The sequence below is a fragment of the Thermus parvatiensis genome (assembly GCF_001535545.1).
Lineage (GTDB): Bacteria > Deinococcota > Deinococci > Deinococcales > Thermaceae > Thermus > Thermus parvatiensis.
Genome location: NZ_CP014141.1, coordinates 831,637 through 848,062 on the forward strand (window position 1 = coordinate 831,637; position 16,426 = coordinate 848,062).

Annotated in this window: 17 protein-coding genes and 2 pseudogenes; 9 read left to right on the plus strand and 10 right to left on the minus strand. The window is 65.5% G+C overall.

What is annotated here, in order from left to right; genetic code table 11:
• Nucleotides 1–11 precede the first annotated feature (11 nt).
• Together AV541_RS04645 and AV541_RS04650 are read right to left on the minus strand one after the other, a co-directional pair.
• Nucleotides 12–449 (minus strand): GspH/FimT family protein, encoded by a 438-nt coding sequence (locus tag AV541_RS04645; RefSeq protein WP_244880604.1) that lies wholly within the window; start codon nucleotides 447–449, stop codon nucleotides 12–14.
• An 84-nt stretch (nucleotides 450–533) separates the two neighbouring features.
• Nucleotides 534–1,004, minus strand: a complete 471-nt coding sequence (locus tag AV541_RS04650; protein WP_060384347.1) for a GspH/FimT family protein — start codon at nucleotides 1,002–1,004, stop codon at nucleotides 534–536.
• A gap of 157 nt (nucleotides 1,005–1,161) precedes the next feature.
• Between AV541_RS04650 and AV541_RS04655 the strand changes: the two genes are divergently transcribed.
• The 6 genes from AV541_RS04655 to cimA all read left to right on the plus strand — a co-directional run bounded on the left by AV541_RS04655 (nucleotide 1,162) and on the right by cimA (nucleotide 8,710).
• Nucleotides 1,162–2,142 (plus strand): YpdA family putative bacillithiol disulfide reductase, encoded by a 981-nt coding sequence (locus AV541_RS04655; protein ID WP_060384348.1) that lies wholly within the window; start codon nucleotides 1,162–1,164, stop codon nucleotides 2,140–2,142.
• Between the two features lie 155 nt (nucleotides 2,143–2,297).
• Nucleotides 2,298–3,986: a biosynthetic-type acetolactate synthase large subunit gene (gene ilvB, locus AV541_RS04660; protein WP_060384349.1), complete on the plus strand. Its 1,689-nt coding sequence runs from the start codon at nucleotides 2,298–2,300 to the stop codon at nucleotides 3,984–3,986.
• Nucleotides 3,983–4,495 (plus strand): acetolactate synthase small subunit, encoded by a 513-nt coding sequence (gene ilvN, locus AV541_RS04665; protein WP_011173280.1) that lies wholly within the window; start codon nucleotides 3,983–3,985, stop codon nucleotides 4,493–4,495. Before ilvB ends, ilvN begins: the two co-directional genes overlap by 4 nt.
• Nucleotides 4,492–5,505, plus strand: coding sequence for a ketol-acid reductoisomerase (gene ilvC, locus AV541_RS04670; RefSeq protein WP_060384350.1), 1,014 nt, complete (start codon nucleotides 4,492–4,494; stop codon nucleotides 5,503–5,505). Before ilvN ends, ilvC begins: the two co-directional genes overlap by 4 nt.
• A 56-nt stretch (nucleotides 5,506–5,561) precedes the next feature.
• The gene (locus AV541_RS04675; protein WP_060384351.1) at nucleotides 5,562–7,124 is read left to right on the plus strand and encodes a 2-isopropylmalate synthase; all 1,563 of its coding nucleotides are present in this window, start codon (nucleotides 5,562–5,564) and stop codon (nucleotides 7,122–7,124) included.
• 2 nt (nucleotides 7,125–7,126) lie between these two features.
• Nucleotides 7,127–8,710, plus strand: a complete 1,584-nt coding sequence (gene cimA / locus AV541_RS04680) for a citramalate synthase (RefSeq protein ID WP_060384352.1) — start codon at nucleotides 7,127–7,129, stop codon at nucleotides 8,708–8,710.
• Here cimA and AV541_RS04685 read toward each other — a convergent pair.
• The 3 genes and pseudogenes from AV541_RS04685 to AV541_RS04695 all read right to left on the minus strand — a co-directional run bounded on the left by AV541_RS04685 (nucleotide 8,682) and on the right by AV541_RS04695 (nucleotide 11,017).
• Nucleotides 8,682–9,215: a Uma2 family endonuclease gene (locus tag AV541_RS04685; RefSeq protein WP_008631291.1), complete on the minus strand. Its 534-nt coding sequence runs from the start codon at nucleotides 9,213–9,215 to the stop codon at nucleotides 8,682–8,684. The genes cimA and AV541_RS04685 overlap by 29 nt on opposite strands.
• A 7-nt stretch (nucleotides 9,216–9,222) precedes the next feature.
• Nucleotides 9,223–9,998, minus strand: a pseudogene (locus AV541_RS04690) (ABC transporter permease).
• On the minus strand, nucleotides 9,995–11,017 hold the full coding sequence (locus AV541_RS04695; protein WP_008631290.1) for an ABC transporter ATP-binding protein: 1,023 nt from the start codon (nucleotides 11,015–11,017) through the stop codon (nucleotides 9,995–9,997). The pseudogene AV541_RS04690 and the gene AV541_RS04695 overlap by 4 nt, the downstream one beginning before the upstream one ends.
• A gap of 24 nt (nucleotides 11,018–11,041) precedes the next feature.
• Here AV541_RS04695 and AV541_RS04700 point away from each other — a divergent pair, with 24 nt between their 5' ends.
• The gene (locus tag AV541_RS04700; RefSeq protein WP_008631289.1) at nucleotides 11,042–11,821 is read left to right on the plus strand and encodes an ABC transporter permease; all 780 of its coding nucleotides are present in this window, start codon (nucleotides 11,042–11,044) and stop codon (nucleotides 11,819–11,821) included.
• Here AV541_RS04700 and AV541_RS12215 read toward each other — a convergent pair.
• The 5 genes from AV541_RS12215 to AV541_RS04720 all read right to left on the minus strand — a co-directional run bounded on the left by AV541_RS12215 (nucleotide 11,818) and on the right by AV541_RS04720 (nucleotide 15,413).
• Nucleotides 11,818–12,402, minus strand: coding sequence for a hypothetical protein (locus AV541_RS12215; RefSeq protein ID WP_244880606.1), 585 nt, complete (start codon nucleotides 12,400–12,402; stop codon nucleotides 11,818–11,820). The two genes, AV541_RS04700 and AV541_RS12215, sit on opposite strands and share 4 nt — an antisense overlap.
• Before the next feature lie 314 nt (nucleotides 12,403–12,716).
• Entirely contained in the window at nucleotides 12,717–13,658 is a 942-nt protein-coding gene (locus AV541_RS12220; RefSeq protein WP_244880608.1) for a DUF4900 domain-containing protein, read from the minus strand.
• A gap of 12 nt (nucleotides 13,659–13,670) precedes the next feature.
• Complete coding sequence (locus tag AV541_RS04710) at nucleotides 13,671–14,543, minus strand: PilW family protein (protein WP_060384353.1); 873 nt, start codon at nucleotides 14,541–14,543, stop codon at nucleotides 13,671–13,673.
• Complete coding sequence (locus AV541_RS04715; RefSeq protein WP_060384354.1) at nucleotides 14,543–15,016, minus strand: type IV pilus modification PilV family protein; 474 nt, start codon at nucleotides 15,014–15,016, stop codon at nucleotides 14,543–14,545. Before AV541_RS04715 ends, AV541_RS04710 begins: the two co-directional genes overlap by 1 nt.
• Nucleotides 15,017–15,035: 19 nt before the next feature.
• Nucleotides 15,036–15,413, minus strand: a complete 378-nt coding sequence (locus tag AV541_RS04720; protein ID WP_167345966.1) for a type IV pilin — start codon at nucleotides 15,411–15,413, stop codon at nucleotides 15,036–15,038.
• Nucleotides 15,414–15,523: 110 nt separating this feature from the next.
• Between AV541_RS04720 and plsY the strand changes: the two are divergent.
• Both plsY and AV541_RS04730 read left to right on the plus strand, forming a co-directional pair.
• Nucleotides 15,524–16,121, plus strand: a pseudogene (gene plsY / locus AV541_RS04725) (glycerol-3-phosphate 1-O-acyltransferase PlsY).
• A gap of 9 nt (nucleotides 16,122–16,130) precedes the next feature.
• Entirely contained in the window at nucleotides 16,131–16,421 is a 291-nt protein-coding gene (locus AV541_RS04730) for a nucleotidyltransferase family protein (RefSeq protein WP_008631273.1), read from the plus strand.
• Nucleotides 16,422–16,426: the final 5 nt, after the last annotated feature.

The following is a 16,426-nucleotide window of genomic DNA, read 5'->3' on the forward strand; positions in this document are numbered from 1 at the left end:
AGGTAAAGCCTTTACGGGCACCCATCGCCGCTCACCTCCCGCGCTCTTCCTCCCATGCCCACGCACAGGGTGAGGGTCCGCCCGCCCAGGCGCAGGGCCAGGCGCGCCCCCGTGTTGGGCCTCCCCAGGGCGTTGAAGCGAAGGCCGGGGGAGAAGCCGCTCCTTAGGTCCAGGGCCGCGCCGTACCCTCCCGGGTCAAACCGGCGCAGGACAGCTTCCCTCGCATCGCACGCCCGATTTCGGTTTTCGTCCACGCAGCTTAGGAGCCCCCGGCCCTCCGGGACCACCGCCACCCCCGTTCCCCTGCGGATGGCCTCGGTGCGGGCGGCGAGGAGGAAGGTCCTGAGCTCGGCCCCCGCCGCCCGGAGGCGGTAAGCGGTGCTGTAGTTGGTGTAAGCAAGGCTGCCCAGGATGCCCAGGACGGCCAGGACCACGAGAAGTTCCAGCAAGCTGAGGCCGTGTCTCACCCAAGGAGCCATTTCGCTAAACCACTTTAGGAGCTCGCCCTCGGGTGCGCATCCCCCAAATGGGGGTCACTCCAGGCGGGCCCGGCCCTGCTGGGAGATGACCACCTTGCGGGTGGCGCCCCCTGAGGTGAGGACGAGCGTGGCGGTGATGGGCTTGGCCGGGATGCCCCGGGGGTCAAAGAGAAGAGGCATGTTGCCGAGGGCGCTCTTCTCCGGGTCCAGGCGCACCCGGGCCCAGTCCCCTTGGCCGAAGCGGGTCGCGCCGAACTCCTCCCCGGGGTCGTAGCGGCGGTTGGCGTTTTGGTCCACGAAGAGCAGGTAACCCCCCGCTCCTTCGGTGAACACCTGAAGGCCCACGAAGGTGTTCCGGCGGATGGCCTCCAGCCGTGCCCGGGTCACCTGGGCGGCGAGGGAGCGGGCGGCCTGGTCCAGGGCGAGGCGGTTGGGGGAAAGAAGTGGAAGGGCCAGCCCTAGGAGGACCCCCAGGATGCCCAAGACCAGCAGGAGCTCCAAAAGGGTAAGGCCCCGCCGCGTCATCTTCGGTTTAAGTTTAGCGAATGGAATCCAGAATCGGAAGGCGCGTTTGAGGTTTTTCAAGCTTCAGGCCAGGAGGTCCGAGGACGCGGCCCAAGCGCCTGGGCCCTTGTGAGCCACCCCACGGGGGAGGCCTGCCCGTTGCCGTAAACTCAGGGCCATGGTGGACGTCCTCGTGGTGGGCGCGGGTCCCGTGGGGCTTTGCGCCGCCCTTTGGGCCAAGCGGCTCGGCCTCTCCCACCTGGTCCTGGAGCGGGGCACGGTGGCGGAGACGGTCTTTCGCTTTCCCCGGGACATGGTCTTCTTCTCCGAGGCCAAGAACATTGAGATCGGGGGCCATCCCTTGGTCGCCCAAGGCCCCAAGCCCACCCGCAAGGAGGCCCTCCTCTACTACCAGCGGGTGGCGGAGCGGGAGGGGCTAAGCGTCCTCACCTACACCGAGGTCCTGAGCATCCGGGGCCGGGAGGGGGCCTTCCAGGTCCTGGCCAGGGACCGCAAGGGGGAAAGGGCCTTCTCGGCCCGGTACGTGGTGGTGGCCACGGGCTACTTCGGGAACCCGAACCGCCTGGGGGTTCCCGGGGAGGAACTTCCCCACGTCTTCCACCGCTACGAGGAGGCCGCCCCCTTCTTCGGGCGGGAGGTGGCGGTGGTGGGGGGGTCCAACTCGGCGGTGGAGGCGGCCTTGGACCTCTACCGCGGCGGGGCGAAGGTCACCCTCGTCCACCGGGGAAAGTGGGTCCGGCCCTCGGTGAAGTACTGGCTCCTCCCCGACTTTGAGAACCGGGTCAAGGAAGGGAGCATCCGGGCGGTCATGGAGGCCCGGGTGGAGGCCATCACCCCGGAGGGGCTTTGGCTTCGCCGCCCAGAAGGGCGGGAGTTCCTGCCCGCCGACTTCGTGCTGGTTCTCATCGGCTACCGGGCGGAAGACCGCCTCCTTAGGGAGGCGGGGGTGGCCTACGAGGGGGAGAGGCCCTGGCTTTCCCCGGAGTGGGAGACCTCCGTTCCCGGCCTCTTCGCCGTGGGCTCCTGCGCCTACGGGCCCGACACCCGCTCCGTCTTCATTGAGAACGGCCGGGAGCACGCTAGGGCCGCCCTCACCGCCATCGCCGCCCGGGTGCGGGGCTTGACACCGAGGCCTTAGGGGACTATCCTTAGCGGCAAGATGCGTTCCGGGCTCGCCCTATCCCTAGCCCTGGTCCTAATCGTAGGGCCAGCGGGGGGTAGGGCGTAGCGCTTTAGGGCGCATCCCATAACCCCCCGGGCCAACCGGGGGGTTTCAAGTTTAAGGAGGGGTCCATGAAGGGAGCGGAGGCACTTTTAAGGGCGCTGGAGCGGGAAGGGGTGGAGGTGATCTTCGGCCACCCGGGCGGGGCGATCATGCCCACCTACGACGCCCTCTACGATAGCCCCATCCGCCACATCCTGGTGCGGCACGAGCAGGGCGGGGTCCACGCGGCCACCGCCTACGCCCGCGCCTCGGGCCGGGTGGGGGTGGTCATGGCCACCTCGGGCCCCGGGGCCCTGAACCTGGTCACGGGCCTCGCGGACGCCATGATGGACTCCACCCCGGTGGTGGCCATCACCGGGAACGTCCCCCGGGCCCTCATCGGCACCGACGCCTTCCAGGAGGCGGACGTCACCGGGGTCACCATGCCCATCACCAAGCACAACTACCTGGTCCAGGACGTGAACGAGATCCCCCGGGTGGTGAAGGAGGCCTTCCACATCGCTGCCACCGGCCGCCCCGGCCCCGTGCTCATTGACATCCCCAAGGACGTGCAGCTTGCGGAGTTCACGGGGAGCTTTGACGTGAGGCTGGACCTCCCCGGGTACAAGCCCACCCTGAAGGGGCACCCCAAGCAGATTGAACGGGCCCTGGACGCCCTGGAGAAGGCGGAGCGCCCCGTCCTCATGGTGGGGGGTGGGGCGCAGCACGCCCACGCCGAGCTCCTCGCCTTCGCCGAGAAGACGGGGCTTCCCGTGATCACCACCCTCATGGGCCTCGGGGCCTTCCCCGGGAACCACCCCTTGTGGCTCGGGATGCCGGGGATGCACGGCACCGTGGCCGCCAACCGGGCCATCCACCACGCGGACGTGATCCTCGCCATCGGCCTCCGCTTTGACGACCGGGTCACGGGCAAGGTCTCCCGTTTCGCGCCCCACGCCCACACCATCATCCACGTGGACATTGACCCGGCGGAGATCGGCAAGTTGGTGCGCACCCACATCCCCATCGTGGGGGACTCGAGGCTCGTCCTCAAGGAGCTCCTCAAGGGGGCGAAGGCCTTGAGGCTTGCCGCCTGGTGGCGGGAGCTCGAGGAGTGGCGCACCCGCTACCCCTTGCGCTACAAGCCCAGGCCCCACCTGCAAAGCCAGGAGGTGATCCGGGCCTTCCACGAGGCCACGGGAGGACACGCCATCGTCACCACGGGGGTGGGGCAGCACCAGATGTTCGCCGCCCAGTTCTTCCCCGTGACCCGCCCGAGGAGCTTCCTCACCTCGGGAGGCCTCGGCACCATGGGGGTGGGGCTTCCCTTCGCCATCGGGGCCAAGATCGCCCGCCCCGAGGAGCTCGTCATTGACTTTGACGGGGACGGCTCCTTCCAGATGACCCTGCAGGAGCTGGCCACGGTGGTGAAGTACAAGCTGGATGTGAAGATCGTCATCCTCAACAACGGCTACCTGGGCATGGTGCGCCAGTGGCAGGACCTCTTCCACGCCAAGCGCTACAGCGAGGTCTACCTGGCGGACTCCAACCCCGACTTCGCCCGCCTCGCCGAGGCCTACGGGATCAAGGGGGTGAGGGTGGAGCGGAAGGAGGACCTCATGAAGGGGGTGGAGGCCGTTCTGAACGCCGACGGCCCCGTGGTGGCCGAGTTCAAGGTCTACCACGAGGAGGGGGTCTTCCCCATGATCCCCGCCGGGGGCGCGGCCGAGGACATGATCCTCGAGCCTCCCGAGGAGAAGGAGGAGGTGGGGGCGTGAGGCACGTCATCTCCGTTTTGGTGCAGGACCACCCCAGGGTCTTGAACCGCATCACGGGCCTTTTCGCAAGGCGCGGCTTCAACCTGGAAAGCCTCGCCGTGGGCACCACCCACCAGCCGGGGCTTTCCCGGATCTGCCTCGTGGTCTCCGGGGACGACCGCACCCTGGAGCAGGTGGAGAAGCAGCTCAACCGGCTCATTGAGGTCCTCAAGGTCACGGACCACACCGAGCCCCACGTGGAGCGGGAGCTCTGCCTGGTGAAGGTCCACGTGGCGGGCCTCGAGGAGCGCCTCGCCGTCAAGGACATCCAGGAGGCCTTCCGGGCGAGGGTGGTGGACGTGGCCCAGAAGAGCCTCATCCTGGAGCTCACCGGGGACACCCAGAAGGTCAACTCCTTTATTGAGGCCTTGAGACCCTACGGGATCCTCGAGGTCATGCGCACCGGCGCGGTGGCCATGAGCCGGGGAGACCGGGTCTTGAAGGTGCGGGAGAAAAAGGAGGCGGTATGAAGATCTACTACGAGCACGACGCGGACCTTGGCTTCATCCTGGGCAAGAAGGTGGCGGTCTTGGGCTTCGGCTCCCAGGGGCACGCCCACGCCCTGAACCTCAAGGACTCGGGGGTGGACGTGCGGGTGGGCCTGCGCAAAGGGTCTAAAAGCTGGGAGAAGGCGGAGGCCGCCGGGCTTAGGGTCCTCCCCGTGGCCGAGGCGGTGCGGGAGGCCGATGTCGTCATGGTCCTCCTCCCCGACGAGAAGCAGGCCCAGGTCTACCGGGAGGAGGTGGAGCCCAACCTCAAGGAGGGCGGGGCCCTGGCCTTCGCCCACGGCTTCAACGTCCACTTCGGCCAGATCAAGCCCCGCAAGGACCTGGACGTCTGGATGGTGGCCCCCAAGGGCCCGGGCCACCTGGTGCGCTCGGAGTATCAGAAGGGAAGCGGGGTCCCGGCCCTCGTGGCCGTGCACCAGGACGCCTCGGGAAGCGCCTTCCCCACCGCCCTCGCCTACGCCAAGGCCATCGGGGCGGCCCGGGCCGGGGTCATCGCCACCACCTTCAAGGACGAGACGGAGACGGACCTCTTCGGGGAGCAGGCGGTGCTTTGCGGGGGGCTCACCCGGCTCATCCGGGCGGGGTTTGAGGCCCTGGTGGAGGCGGGCTACCCCCCGGAGATGGCCTACTTTGAGACGGTCCACGAGGTGAAGCTCATCGTGGACCTCATCTACGAGGCGGGGCTTAAGGGGATGCGCTACTCCATCTCCAACACCGCCGAGTACGGGGACTACACCCGGGGCGACCTCGCCGTGCCCCTGGAGGAGACCAAGCGCCGCATGCGAGAGATCCTGCGCCAGATCCAGTCCGGGGAGTTCGCCCGGGAGTGGATGCTGGAGAACCAGGTGGGAAGCCCCGTCTTGGAGGCCAACCGCAAGCGCTGGGCGGCCCACCCCATTGAGGAGGTGGGCTCGAGGCTTCGCGCCATGATGCCCTTCCTCAAGGCCAGGGTAATGGAGGAGGTAGGCTAAGGGCTTGGACGGGGCCCCTTCGGGGGCCCCTGTGCGTTTTTGGGAGGTGAAGGAAGATGGAGAAGGAACGGCACATCCGGATCTTTGACACCACGCTCAGGGACGGGGAGCAAAGCCCAGGGGTGGCCCTCTCCCTGGACCAGAAGCTGGAGATCGCCCAGGCCCTCGCCCAGCTCAACGTGGACATCATTGAGGCGGGCTTCCCCGTATCGGGGCCTTTGGAGTTTGAGGCGGTGCGGCGCATCGCCTCCGAGGTGCGGGGACCCATCATCGCCGCCCTCGCCCGCACCCACACCCTGGACATTGACCAGGCGGCCAAGGCCCTGGAGAAGGCGGAAAAGCCCAGGATCCACGTCTTCACCTCCGCCTCCAAGGTCCACCTGCAGTACATGCTGAAGAAGACGGAGGAGGAGGTCCTGGAGATGGCGGATAGAATGGTCCGCTACGCCAGGAGGTACGTGGACGACGTGGAGTTCTCCGCCCAGGACGTGATGCGGGCGGACTGGGAGTTCGTGAAGCGGCTTTACGAGGTGGCCATTGAGGCCGGGGCCACCACCATCAACATCCCCGACACCACGGGCTACGGCACGCCCCAGGAGTACGGGGCCCTGATCCGCAGGATCCGGGACGAGGTGGTGCGGGGGCGGGACGTGATCATCTCCACCCACACCCACGACGACCTGGGCATGGCCACGGCCAACGCCCTGGCGGGCGTGGAGAACGGGGCGGGCCAGATCGAGTGCACCATCAACGGCATCGGGGAGCGGGCGGGGAACTGCGCCCTGGAGGAGGTGGTCATGGCCCTCTACGTGCGCCGGGACTGGTACAAGGCCTACACGCGGATCAACACCCGGGAGATCTACCGGGTGAGCCGCCTGGTGGAGCGCTACACCGGGATGCCCGTTCCCCCCAACAAGGCCATCGTGGGGGACAACGCCTTCGCGCACGAGTCCGGCATCCACCAGGACGGGGTCATCAAGCACCGGGCCACCTACGAGATCATGGACGCCGAGCTCATCGGGAGGCGGCCCGCCGTTTTGGTCCTCGGCAAGCACTCGGGCCGGGCGGCTTTTAAAAAGGCCCTCGAGGACCTGGGCTACAAGGACCTCTCCGAGGAAGAGGTGAAGAAGCTCTTCGCCCGCTTCAAGGAGATCGCCGAGAAGAAGGGGCCCCTTTCCGCCGATGAGCTTCAGGCCCTGGTGGAAAGCGAGCGGGAGCCCACCTCCCACTTCTTCCAGCTGGAGCACGTCCAGTTCTTCTCCGGTTCGGGCCTCCTTCCCACGGCCACGGTCAAGGTGAAGACCCCGGACGGGGAGAGGCTCGCCACCCACACCGGGGACGGTCCCGTAGACGCCGTGTACAAGGCCATCCAGGAGGCCATCGGCCTGAGGCCGGAGCTTGAGCTCTACCGGGTGGAGGCCATCACGGGGAGCACCGAGGCCCTGGGCCAGGTCACGGTGCGCCTTAGGCTTGGCGAGCTCCAGGCCGTGGGGGTGGGGGTCTCCCCCGACATCATTGAGGCCAGCGCCCTCGCCTTCCTGGACGCCGCCGGGAAGCTCGCCTCGGGCCGGGCCACCCGGCACCCGCCCTCCATTGAGGAGGTCCACCGCGGGGTCTAGGCATGGTGGAGATCCTGGACACCACCTTAAGGGACGGCACCCAAGGGGAGGGGGTAAGCCTCTCCGTAGACGACAAGGTGGCCATCGCCAGGCGCCTGGCTGCCTTCGGCATCCACCTGATCGAGGGGGGCTGGCCCGGCTCCAACCCCAAGGATGCGGAGTTTTTCCAGCGCATGAAGGGGGTGGACCTGGGGGCGGCGAGGCTTGCCGCCTTCGGCGCCACGAGGCGAAAGGGCCTCGCCCCCGAGGAAGACCCCTCGGTCCTCGCCCTTTTGGAGGCGGAGACCCCGGTGGTGGTCCTCTTCGGTAAAAGCTGGACCCTCCACGTTCTGGAGGCTTTGGAGACCACCTTGGAGGAGAACCTCCGCATGATTGAGGAGACGGTGGCCTTCTTCGCCCGGAGGGGCAGGCGGGTGGTCTACGACGCCGAGCACTTCTTTGACGGCTACAAGGAGGACCCCGCTTACGCCCTCGCCACCCTCGAGGCCGCCTTCAGGGGCGGGGCCGACACCCTGGTCCTCTGCGACACCAACGGGGGGAGCCTCCCCGAGGAGGTCTACGCCATCACCAAGGCGGTGGTGGAGCGGTTTCCGGGGGTCCGGGTGGGCATCCACCCCCACAACGACGCCGACCTCGCCGTGGCCAACGCCCTCGCGGCGGTGCGGGCCGGGGCCACCCACGTCCAGGGGACCATCAACGGCTACGGGGAAAGGTGCGGCAACCTCAACCTCACGAGCTTCCTCCCCACCCTGGTCTTCAAGTACGGGATCCCCGCCATCTCCCCGGAAAAGCTGAGGGAGCTCAGGGAGGTTTCCCACTTCGTGGACGAAAGGGCCAACCTCACCCCCAACCGCCGCGCCCCCTACGTGGGGGAGGCGGCCTTCGCCCACAAGGCCGGGGTGCACGTCTCCGCCGTCCTCAAGAACCCCCGCACCTACGAGCACATCCTCCCGGAGTGGGTGGGGAACCAGCGGCGCTTTCTGGTCTCGGACGTCTCGGGCCGCTCCAACCTCCTCGCCAAGCTCCAGGAGCTCGGGGTGGACCTAAGCAAGGAGGAGGCCAGGCGCCTTCTGGAGGAGGTCAAGGCCCTGGAGTACGAGGGCTACGCCTTCGAGGGGGCGGAGGCCAGCTTCTACCTCCTGGCCCACCGCCTGAAGGGGGGGAGCCTGCCCTTCAGCGTGGAGGGGTTTTCCGTCTTCGTCCACGGAAGCGGCCTGGATACCGCCTGGGCCGAGGCCACGGTGCGGGTTCGGGTGGGGGAAAGCCTGCAGCACACCGCAGCGGAAAGCCCCTCGGGGCCGGTTTCCGCCCTGGACAGGGCCTTCCGCAAGGCCGTGCTCCAGTTTTACCCCGAGCTTTCCGATGTGGAGCTCACCGACTACAAGGTGCGCATCCTCTCCGGCCAGGAGTCGGGGACCAACTCCGGGGTGCGGGTGATGATCGAGATGAAGCGGGGGGAGGAGCGCTTCGCCACCGTGGGGGCCAGCGAGAACATCCTCGAGGCCTCCTTGAAGGCCCTTACCGACGGCTACGCCTACGCCCTCCTTTACCCGAGCCTCAAGGAGACGGCGCCCAGGGCAGGCTGATCTCGGGGAAGGCCAAGGGGCTTACGGGCTCGGAGGGGGAGAGGAGGCGGATGGACCGGTAGCGTCCCTCACGGGGCTCCCGGTAGACCTCGAGGAGGTTCTCCTTTAGGTTCACAAGCCATACCTCGGGGATTCCTGCTTCGGCGTAAAGGGGAAGCTTAACCTCCCGGTCAAACTCCAAGGAAGTGTCGGCTACCTCCACGAGCAGAAGAACATCCTCAGGGCGGGGGAGCCGGCCCTCGTAGCGTTCCAAGGGGGGTTGAAGCACCAGGAGATCGGGTTCTGGCTCGGAATCCTCTGAAAGATGAAGGGGGGACTGCACCGCCACCAAGGCCTTGCCTTGGAGGGCCTCCTTCAACATGTGATCAAGGCGCATCGCCGCAAGAAAGTGCTTGGGTCCAATCGGGCTCATCTGGTAGACCTCTCCCCTTAGGAGCTCCACCCGGGGCACATCCCGGAAGGCCCGCTCAAACTCCTCCACGCGGAAGCGGTAGCGGGTGGCCATGCCTCCATTATGCCCCTTGGCCCGAGTAGTGCCTAAGCCCAAGCCGCCACAAAAGCCGCCAGAGGAGAAGAAAGGCTACGCCCCAGAAGAGCATCACCCAAACCCCCGGGAACAGATCCACCTTTTGCCCGGCCAGGAGGGCTGCGGGCAGGTAGACCAGGTAGGGGAAGGGGGTGAGGAGGGCTAGGGTCCTTAGGGGCTCGGGGAAGACCTCGAGGGGGGCGATGGTGCCGGAGAGGAAGAGGTAGAGGAGGAAGAAGACCTCTTCCACCGAAACCGCCCGCTCCGTGAAGAAGGTGAGCATGGCGGTGGTGTACTGCATCAGGTAGCGGAGCAAAAAGGCCAAAAGGGTGAAAAGGAACCCCAGGAGGAAGGGGCCAGGTTCAGGCACAAAGCGGGCCTCGGGAAGAGCCAGAAGAAGAGGAGGGTGAGGAGCACCACGAAGGGCAATCGGGCCAGGCGCTCGGCCACGTGGGCCGCCAGGTGGTCAAAAAAGGGGTCCAGGGGCCTTAAGAGCCGGAAGGAAAGCCGCCCTTCCACCACATCCCGCTCAAACTCCCACACCACCCAGACCACCGTGGCCTGGCGCACCAGGAAGACCATGAGGAAGTAACGGGCAAACTCCCCCGGGGACAGGGCAAACTCCCCGCCCCTGGCTGCCTCGGTCCAGACCCCGAGGAGGATCAGGGGCAAGGCCCCGGCCAGGGCCCAGAGGAAGAGCTCCGCCCGGTACTCCAGCATGTAGGCCAGGTAGACGGCGAGGAGGGTTTTGGCTTTCCTCATGCCTCCTCCAGGGCGGGGGTTTCGCTCAGCCCCGAAGGGGCGATCTTGTACACCCGGGCGATGACCTCTTCCAAAGGGGGCTCCCGCACCTCTAGGTCCTCCACGGGAAGGCTTTTAAGGATCTCCGCCACCCTTTCCGTAAGCCTCTCCCGGGGCACCAGAAGCCGGGCCTTTAGGCCCTCGAGGTCCCTGACCTCCCCGAAGGCCAGGAAGGCTTCCCTGGGCAGGGGGTAGGCCAGGGTGAGCCCCACCTCCCGGTAGGGGGCGAAGCGTTCCAGAAGCCCTGCCAGGGGTCCATCGTAGAGGAGCCTTCCCTGGTGGATCACCAAGACCCGTTCCGCCAGGGCGGCGATGTCCGCCATGTAATGGCTGGTGAGGAGAACCGTGGCCCCGTAGCGCCGGTTGTACTCCCGGATGAACTCCCGCACCGCCACCTGGGCGTTCACGTCCAGGCCCAGGGTGGGCTCGTCCAGAAAGAGCACCTCCGGGCGGTGGAGAAGGGCCGCCAGAAGCTCGGCCTTCATCCTTTCCCCCAGGGAGAGCTTGCGCACGGGCTGGTGGAGCTTATTCGTTAGGGAAAGCATTTCCGAAAGCTCCGAAACCCGCTTCCGGAACTCCCCTTCGGGGATATCGTAGATGGCGGCGTTGAGGCGGAAGGTGTCCAGGGCGGGCAGGTCCCAGATGAGCTGCTGCTTGTTGCCCATCACCAGGGTGATCTTTTTCAAGAAGGCCTTTTCCCGCCGCCAGGGAATGTGTCCCGCCACCACCGCCTTACCCCGGGTGGGGTGGATCAGGCCGGTGAGCATCTTCAAGGTGGTGGTCTTACCCGCCCCGTTGGGGCCCAGAAAGCCTACCACCTCGCCCCTTGCGATTTGAAAGCTCACCCCTTCCACCGCCTTCACCGTGCGGTACTGGCGCAGGAGAAAGTGGCGCAGGGTGGCGAGGAGGCTTTCCTCCTTCAGGGCCACCCGGTAGTGCTTGGTGAGGTCCTGGGCAAGGATGATGGGTTCCGCCGACACCCCTATAGTCTACCCTGTGGTCTAATGTTCCCTGTGCGGTACCTGAGGGTTTTCCTGCTTTTCCTTCGCCTCAGCCTGGCGGCGGAGATGGAGTACCGGCTCAACTTCCTCCTGGGCCTTCTCTCCTCGGCCCTGACCCTTCTTGGGGCCCTGTTCGGTCTGGTGCTCCTCTACCAAGGAGGGTACCGGCCCGGAGGGTGGGCCTGGGAGGAGGCGCTTTTGGTCCTCGCCGCCTTTACCCTGCTCCAGGGGCTGGCGAGCACCCTCCTCGCCCCGAACCTCAACAAGATCGTGGAACACGTGCAACAAGGTACCCTGGACTTTGTCCTCCTTAAGCCCATAGATCCCCAGTTCTGGCTCTCCTTGCGGGTCTTTTCCCCCTGGGGCCTGGGGGATTTCCTCTTGGGCCTCGGCCTCCTCCTCTACGCGGGAGTTCGCCTGGGCCTGGGTGCTGGGGACTACGCCCTCTTCGGCCTCTACTTCCTCCTCGGGGCCCTGATGCTTTACAGCCTCTGGTTCCTCCTCGCCACCACCAGCGTCTGGTTCGTCAAGATCTACAACGTGACCGAGGTGCTGCGGGGGCTTCTCGAGGCGGGGCGGTTTCCCGTCTCCAGCTACCCCGCCCTTTACCGGGTCTTTTTCACCTTCGTGGTGCCCGTGGCCTTCCTCACCACCGTGCCCGCGGAGGCAGCGCTGAGGAGGGAAACCCCCCTCTATGCCCTCTTCCCCACCCTCTTCCTCCTCCTCCTAGCCCGGGGCTTCTTCCGCCTGGCCCTTAGGAGCTACACCTCGGCGAGCAGCTAGTAGAGCTGTTCCCGCTGGCCGTAGGCGAAGAGGGTTACGGCGAGGACCTGGTCCTTTCCCGTGGTGGGGAAGAAGGGCGGGGCAAGGCCCCTTCGTAGGCGTGGGTCGTATACGAAGGTCCGGCCATAGCCCGTTTGTTGTTGGCCCGTGGTTGAATTAAAGGTTCCAAAGGCCCCGTAGTACTTCTCAATGATGCCCCCAAGGAGGTAGGCCGTGCCCCTGGCGCGGGTTCGATTGTAGTTCTCCACGGCCACCACCCCTGAGGAGGACATCAAGGTGGCGTGGATCTGGACGTTATCCGGGGCATTTTCTCCAATCAGGACATCCCCATCCTGGCTGTAGATCCCAAGGATGTTTTGGGCCTGGGAGTTGGGGCAGTTCGCAGGGGTTATGGTGCCGTCCGGGTTACGCCTGGACGGACTCGTGCAGGGAGGGATCTCATAGGTGAGATCCCCCTGTATCCGGATGGTGCCGCTTGCGGCCACGGTGATCTGGGCAAAGCTGGCGAGGGCCGGGGTGGGCTGGTTCCCGTTTCTCCCTGGGCCCTCTAGGCTTTCCACCCCACCATCTACGTAGATCACCCCGTTAAAGCTTGGCCGTACCGTTTGGAACCGGCCATTATTCTGCTCTTTTTCTAGGGGCCCACCCTCGGTATACCGATAGACCTCCCTTTGCACCCGGTTGCAGGCCCTGTTTTGGCAAATCTGGGCCTCGATGTATTGGTATTTGATGGCCTGGGGGGTGTCGCAGGCCACCTTGGCGCCGTTTGCGTTCTCGCACTGGAAGGAGAGCTTGAGGCTCATTACCCCTTGGGAAAAGTACAATCCCCCGTTTTGGGCCGCGGCTTTTTGGTCCTGGGCGTTTTGGGGTAGGGGGATGAAGCTAGCCTGCCAGTCTATCCCCCGGCAAAGGTGGGGGCGTGGGTGCCATACCTGTTGGTCACCACCGGGGCACTGGGGCTTGGCTGCATCTGGGTTGGGCTTAGGAAGCCTTGGCCATAGAAGTAAGCCCCTGCCCTCTGGCTACCGCAGGCCTGGCCATCTTGGCTTGGGTTCGTACAGCCTGCCGAGGTCACGGGTCCACCGAACCAGGGCCTACGGTAGAAGCGGAAGTAGGTGTTGGTGTGGACCGGGCCGTCAAAAAGGGTGCCGTCGGTGAACCATATGTCCGTGCCGTTTGGAAGTGTGTGGATGTGGGTGAAAAGGGCGTAGCGGGCAAAGCTGGACCGGCCTAAGGTAAAGCGGTACTCCCCTTGCACAACCACGTTCCTCCGGTATATCCCTGCCCCGCCTTGGGCCACTAGGACGAAGGGGAGGGCATAGGTCTGGGTGGCGGCCTGGTTTGCGCTCCGAGGAGCGCCTTCCACGAAGCGACCCGGGGGGAGTTGGATGCCCGTTGGCAGGGTTTGGCCACAGGCCGAGTCTGTGAAGTGAACCCGTAGGGTGATGGAAAGCCCTGCCTCCGGGCTAAAGTCTTGGTTGCAGGTCAGCTGATCCACCCGATCCTGAAGGGCTCGGGCCAGGTTGTTTAGGGCTTGCGCTGTCAATATAGGATCGGGCTCTTGGGCCGAGCAATCACCTCCTCCCAAAGCCCAGCAGGAGGTGGTGCTCGCCTGCCCTTGGACCAGGGCATCCAGTTGATCCCGTAAGGGGCCCGAAAGAAACCCCCCGCCCACAAGGGCCCCGGCCCGGGCGAGCATCAGGGTCTGGACGATCTTTTCGTCCAACTGGCTATGGCGCATCTCGTTCAAGGTGCGGAGGAAGAGGAGGGTACCGATCCCCGAGACCAGGATCAGGGTGGTAAGCACCACCATCAGGGCCATGCCTTTGCGTCCCACGTCGTCACCTCCTTACTGGCAAGGCAGGAGCTCTTGGATGTCGTAGCTTCCCGTCCTCGGAAGCTCCACCGCGCTTGAGTAGCTGATCCTTTGAGGCCTTCCCCTTCCTTGGCCTTCGGCCTCGAGGCTGAGGACAAGCCGCCTGAGGACCAGGCCACCGGTTTGCACCGGGGGGGATCCTTGGGGGTTTTTCCAGGCGTAGACGGGCGGATTGATCTTTAGGGTACCGCTTCCCTCGTAGACATAGTCTATTTGGAAGTTGGTTAAGTTAAAGGCCACGGGGACCTCACCCCCCGTCCCGTAGCGGGCGAAAAGGGTCCCCGCTTGCGGGTCAAAGCGGAAGCCCAGGGTTCGTGCCCGGAAGAGGAGGGTGTTTGGGGTGTAGTCTATGGTGTTGCCGCAGCCAGAATGGACCACGTGCCAAAGGTTTTGGCCCACGGGGTTCACCTGGGTTACGGACAGGACCGTGGCCTGCCCAGCCCCGTTCACCAAGAGGACCTGGTCCCCATCTTGGATACCCAGCTGGTCCCGGTTTGCCACTAAGGCTACGATCTTGGCCTCGGCTGCCCGTTTAAAGCTTTCGTTGTTTCCCGAGTCATGGGGCCTTACCGGATAACCGGCCCCACCCTCAATGAGGACGAAGGAGATGCCTTGGGCCCCCGAGGGGTAGGGGATGCTTCCGATACCCCCAAAGGCCGCGCTCCTCAAATCCTGGGTAAAGACCTCTACGATCCTTCTCAGCTTTCCCTGCAACCCCGCCTTGGTGTCCAGCTGAGCCCGTGTTTGGAGAAAGCGCGTTGTGACCTCCGAGGCGGCGAGGAAAAGGATGCCCAGGGTCAGAAGGGCTACGAGGAGCTCCACCAGGGTAAAGCCTTTCCCTTTCATCAGTTCACCCCCGGAAGTGGCCCGAGCCCTCCACCCCCGCCTCCAGGGGGCGCGTAGGTGAGGGCCGCGGTGCAGGCTTCGGCTTGCCCTTCCCTCCAGCACACCCGGATGCGGTACTGGAGGAGGCCCAGGCTTTGCACCGCCTGGGGCGGGGTTTCGGTCTGGATGACCGCCTTGTAGAGGTTGAGGTTGGCGGGGTTTTGCCAGCGGCTTTCCCTGGGCAGTTCGGGAAAGGCCGTGTTCAGGTTACCGTAGTCTATGGTTAAGGGACTCCCTGACTGGGGAAGGAGGCGGGTATCCCCCTCGATGATCCGCCGGCCCAGGTAGTTCAGGATCTGCACCGCCTGGGTCCTTTGCCCGCTTGCTTGGGTGCGGTTTAGGCTCTGCGCCAAGAGGGCTGAGAGGCCCAAGAGGACCGCGGAGAGGATGACCAGGGCTACGAGAACTTCTATCAGGGTAAGCCCTTTTCTCATTCCTTCTTCACCTCCCCGATTAAGGAGACGGTGTACCTGTGGTTTTGCCCCCTAGGCTTAGGGTGAAGGTAAGGGGCCCATTGAGGGGGCTTCCGTCCGGGTTTTCCACCTTCCCTGGGGGGCTATAGCGGAGGATGGGGCCCTGGTTTAGGCTTAAGCTTGCCCCTTGAGGCAAGGGAAGGGCACGGAGGAGGGCTTTGTTGCTTTCCCTAAGGAGCCTGAGGCGGCTTCCGTCATAGTCCAGAAGGAGAGCTTCCCCCCGGCTTGCCGCCTCCGTGGCCCCCTGCCAGATGAAGGTCTGCAGGGCGGTGAGGAAGCTTGACCTTTCCTCGCTTCTTAGAAGCCTCGAGGTGCTAAGGGCGCCGATGCTAAGGAGGAGGCCAAGAAGTCCTAGCACAATGAGGAATTCAAGCAGGGTGAACCCTATGCGCTCCCGCATTTTGCGACATCTTAAACCCTTAAGTGGATTATGCCTATCCCCCAAATGGGGGGGTAGAATGGCATGGCATGGGATCCGTGCTCCTGGTCCTTTTTCTCGCCTACCTCTTCGGCTCCGTGCCCGCCGGGGTGCTGGTGGCCCGCACCTACGGGGTGGACCTGCGCAAGGTGGGCTCAGGGAACATCGGGGCCACCAACGTCCTCCGCGCCCTGGGCTGGGGCCCGGCTTTGGTGGTGGCCTTCTTTGACGTCTTCAAGGGCGGGATCGCCGTCCTTGTGGCCCGGGCCTTTGGCCTTTCCGACTGGATGCTGGGCGGGGTGGCCCTGATGGCGGTTTTGGGCCACAACTACTCGGTCTTCCTCCGCTTCCGCGGGGGAAGGGGGTGGCCACGAGCTTCGGCACCCTCCTCTTCCTGGACCCCGTCTTGGCCCTCTGGACCTTTCCCATAGGGCTAAGCGTCATCCTCCTCACCCGCTACGTCTCCGCGGGGAGCATGACCGGGGGGTGGCGGCCTTCGTCCTCTCCCTGGCCTTGGGCAGGCCCCTTTGGGAGGTGGCCACGGTCTTCCTCATGGCCCTCCTCATCTTTTGGACCCACCGGGAAAACCTAAAGCGCCTCCAGGAAGGGACGGAAAGGCGTTTGGGGGAGCGGGTGGAGGCACGCTAGACTGGAGGTGTGCGGAAGGAGGAGGTCCTGGCCCTGCTCCGGTCCCGCTGGCCCGAGTTGCGCGCCCTGGGGGTGACGGAGCTTTACCTCTTCGGCTCCTTGGCCCGGGACGAGGCCGCACCCGGGAGCGACGTGGACCTTCTGGTGGTTTTTGCCACTCCGCCGGGCTTTGAGGGCTACTGGCGGGTGAAAGAGTTTTTGGAGAGCCTCCTGGGGCGGCCCGTGGACTTGGTGATGAAGGGGGCCTTGAAGCCCTGGGCGGTGTCCGAGGTGTTGGGCGAGGCTGTCCGTGTCGCGTAGTCATC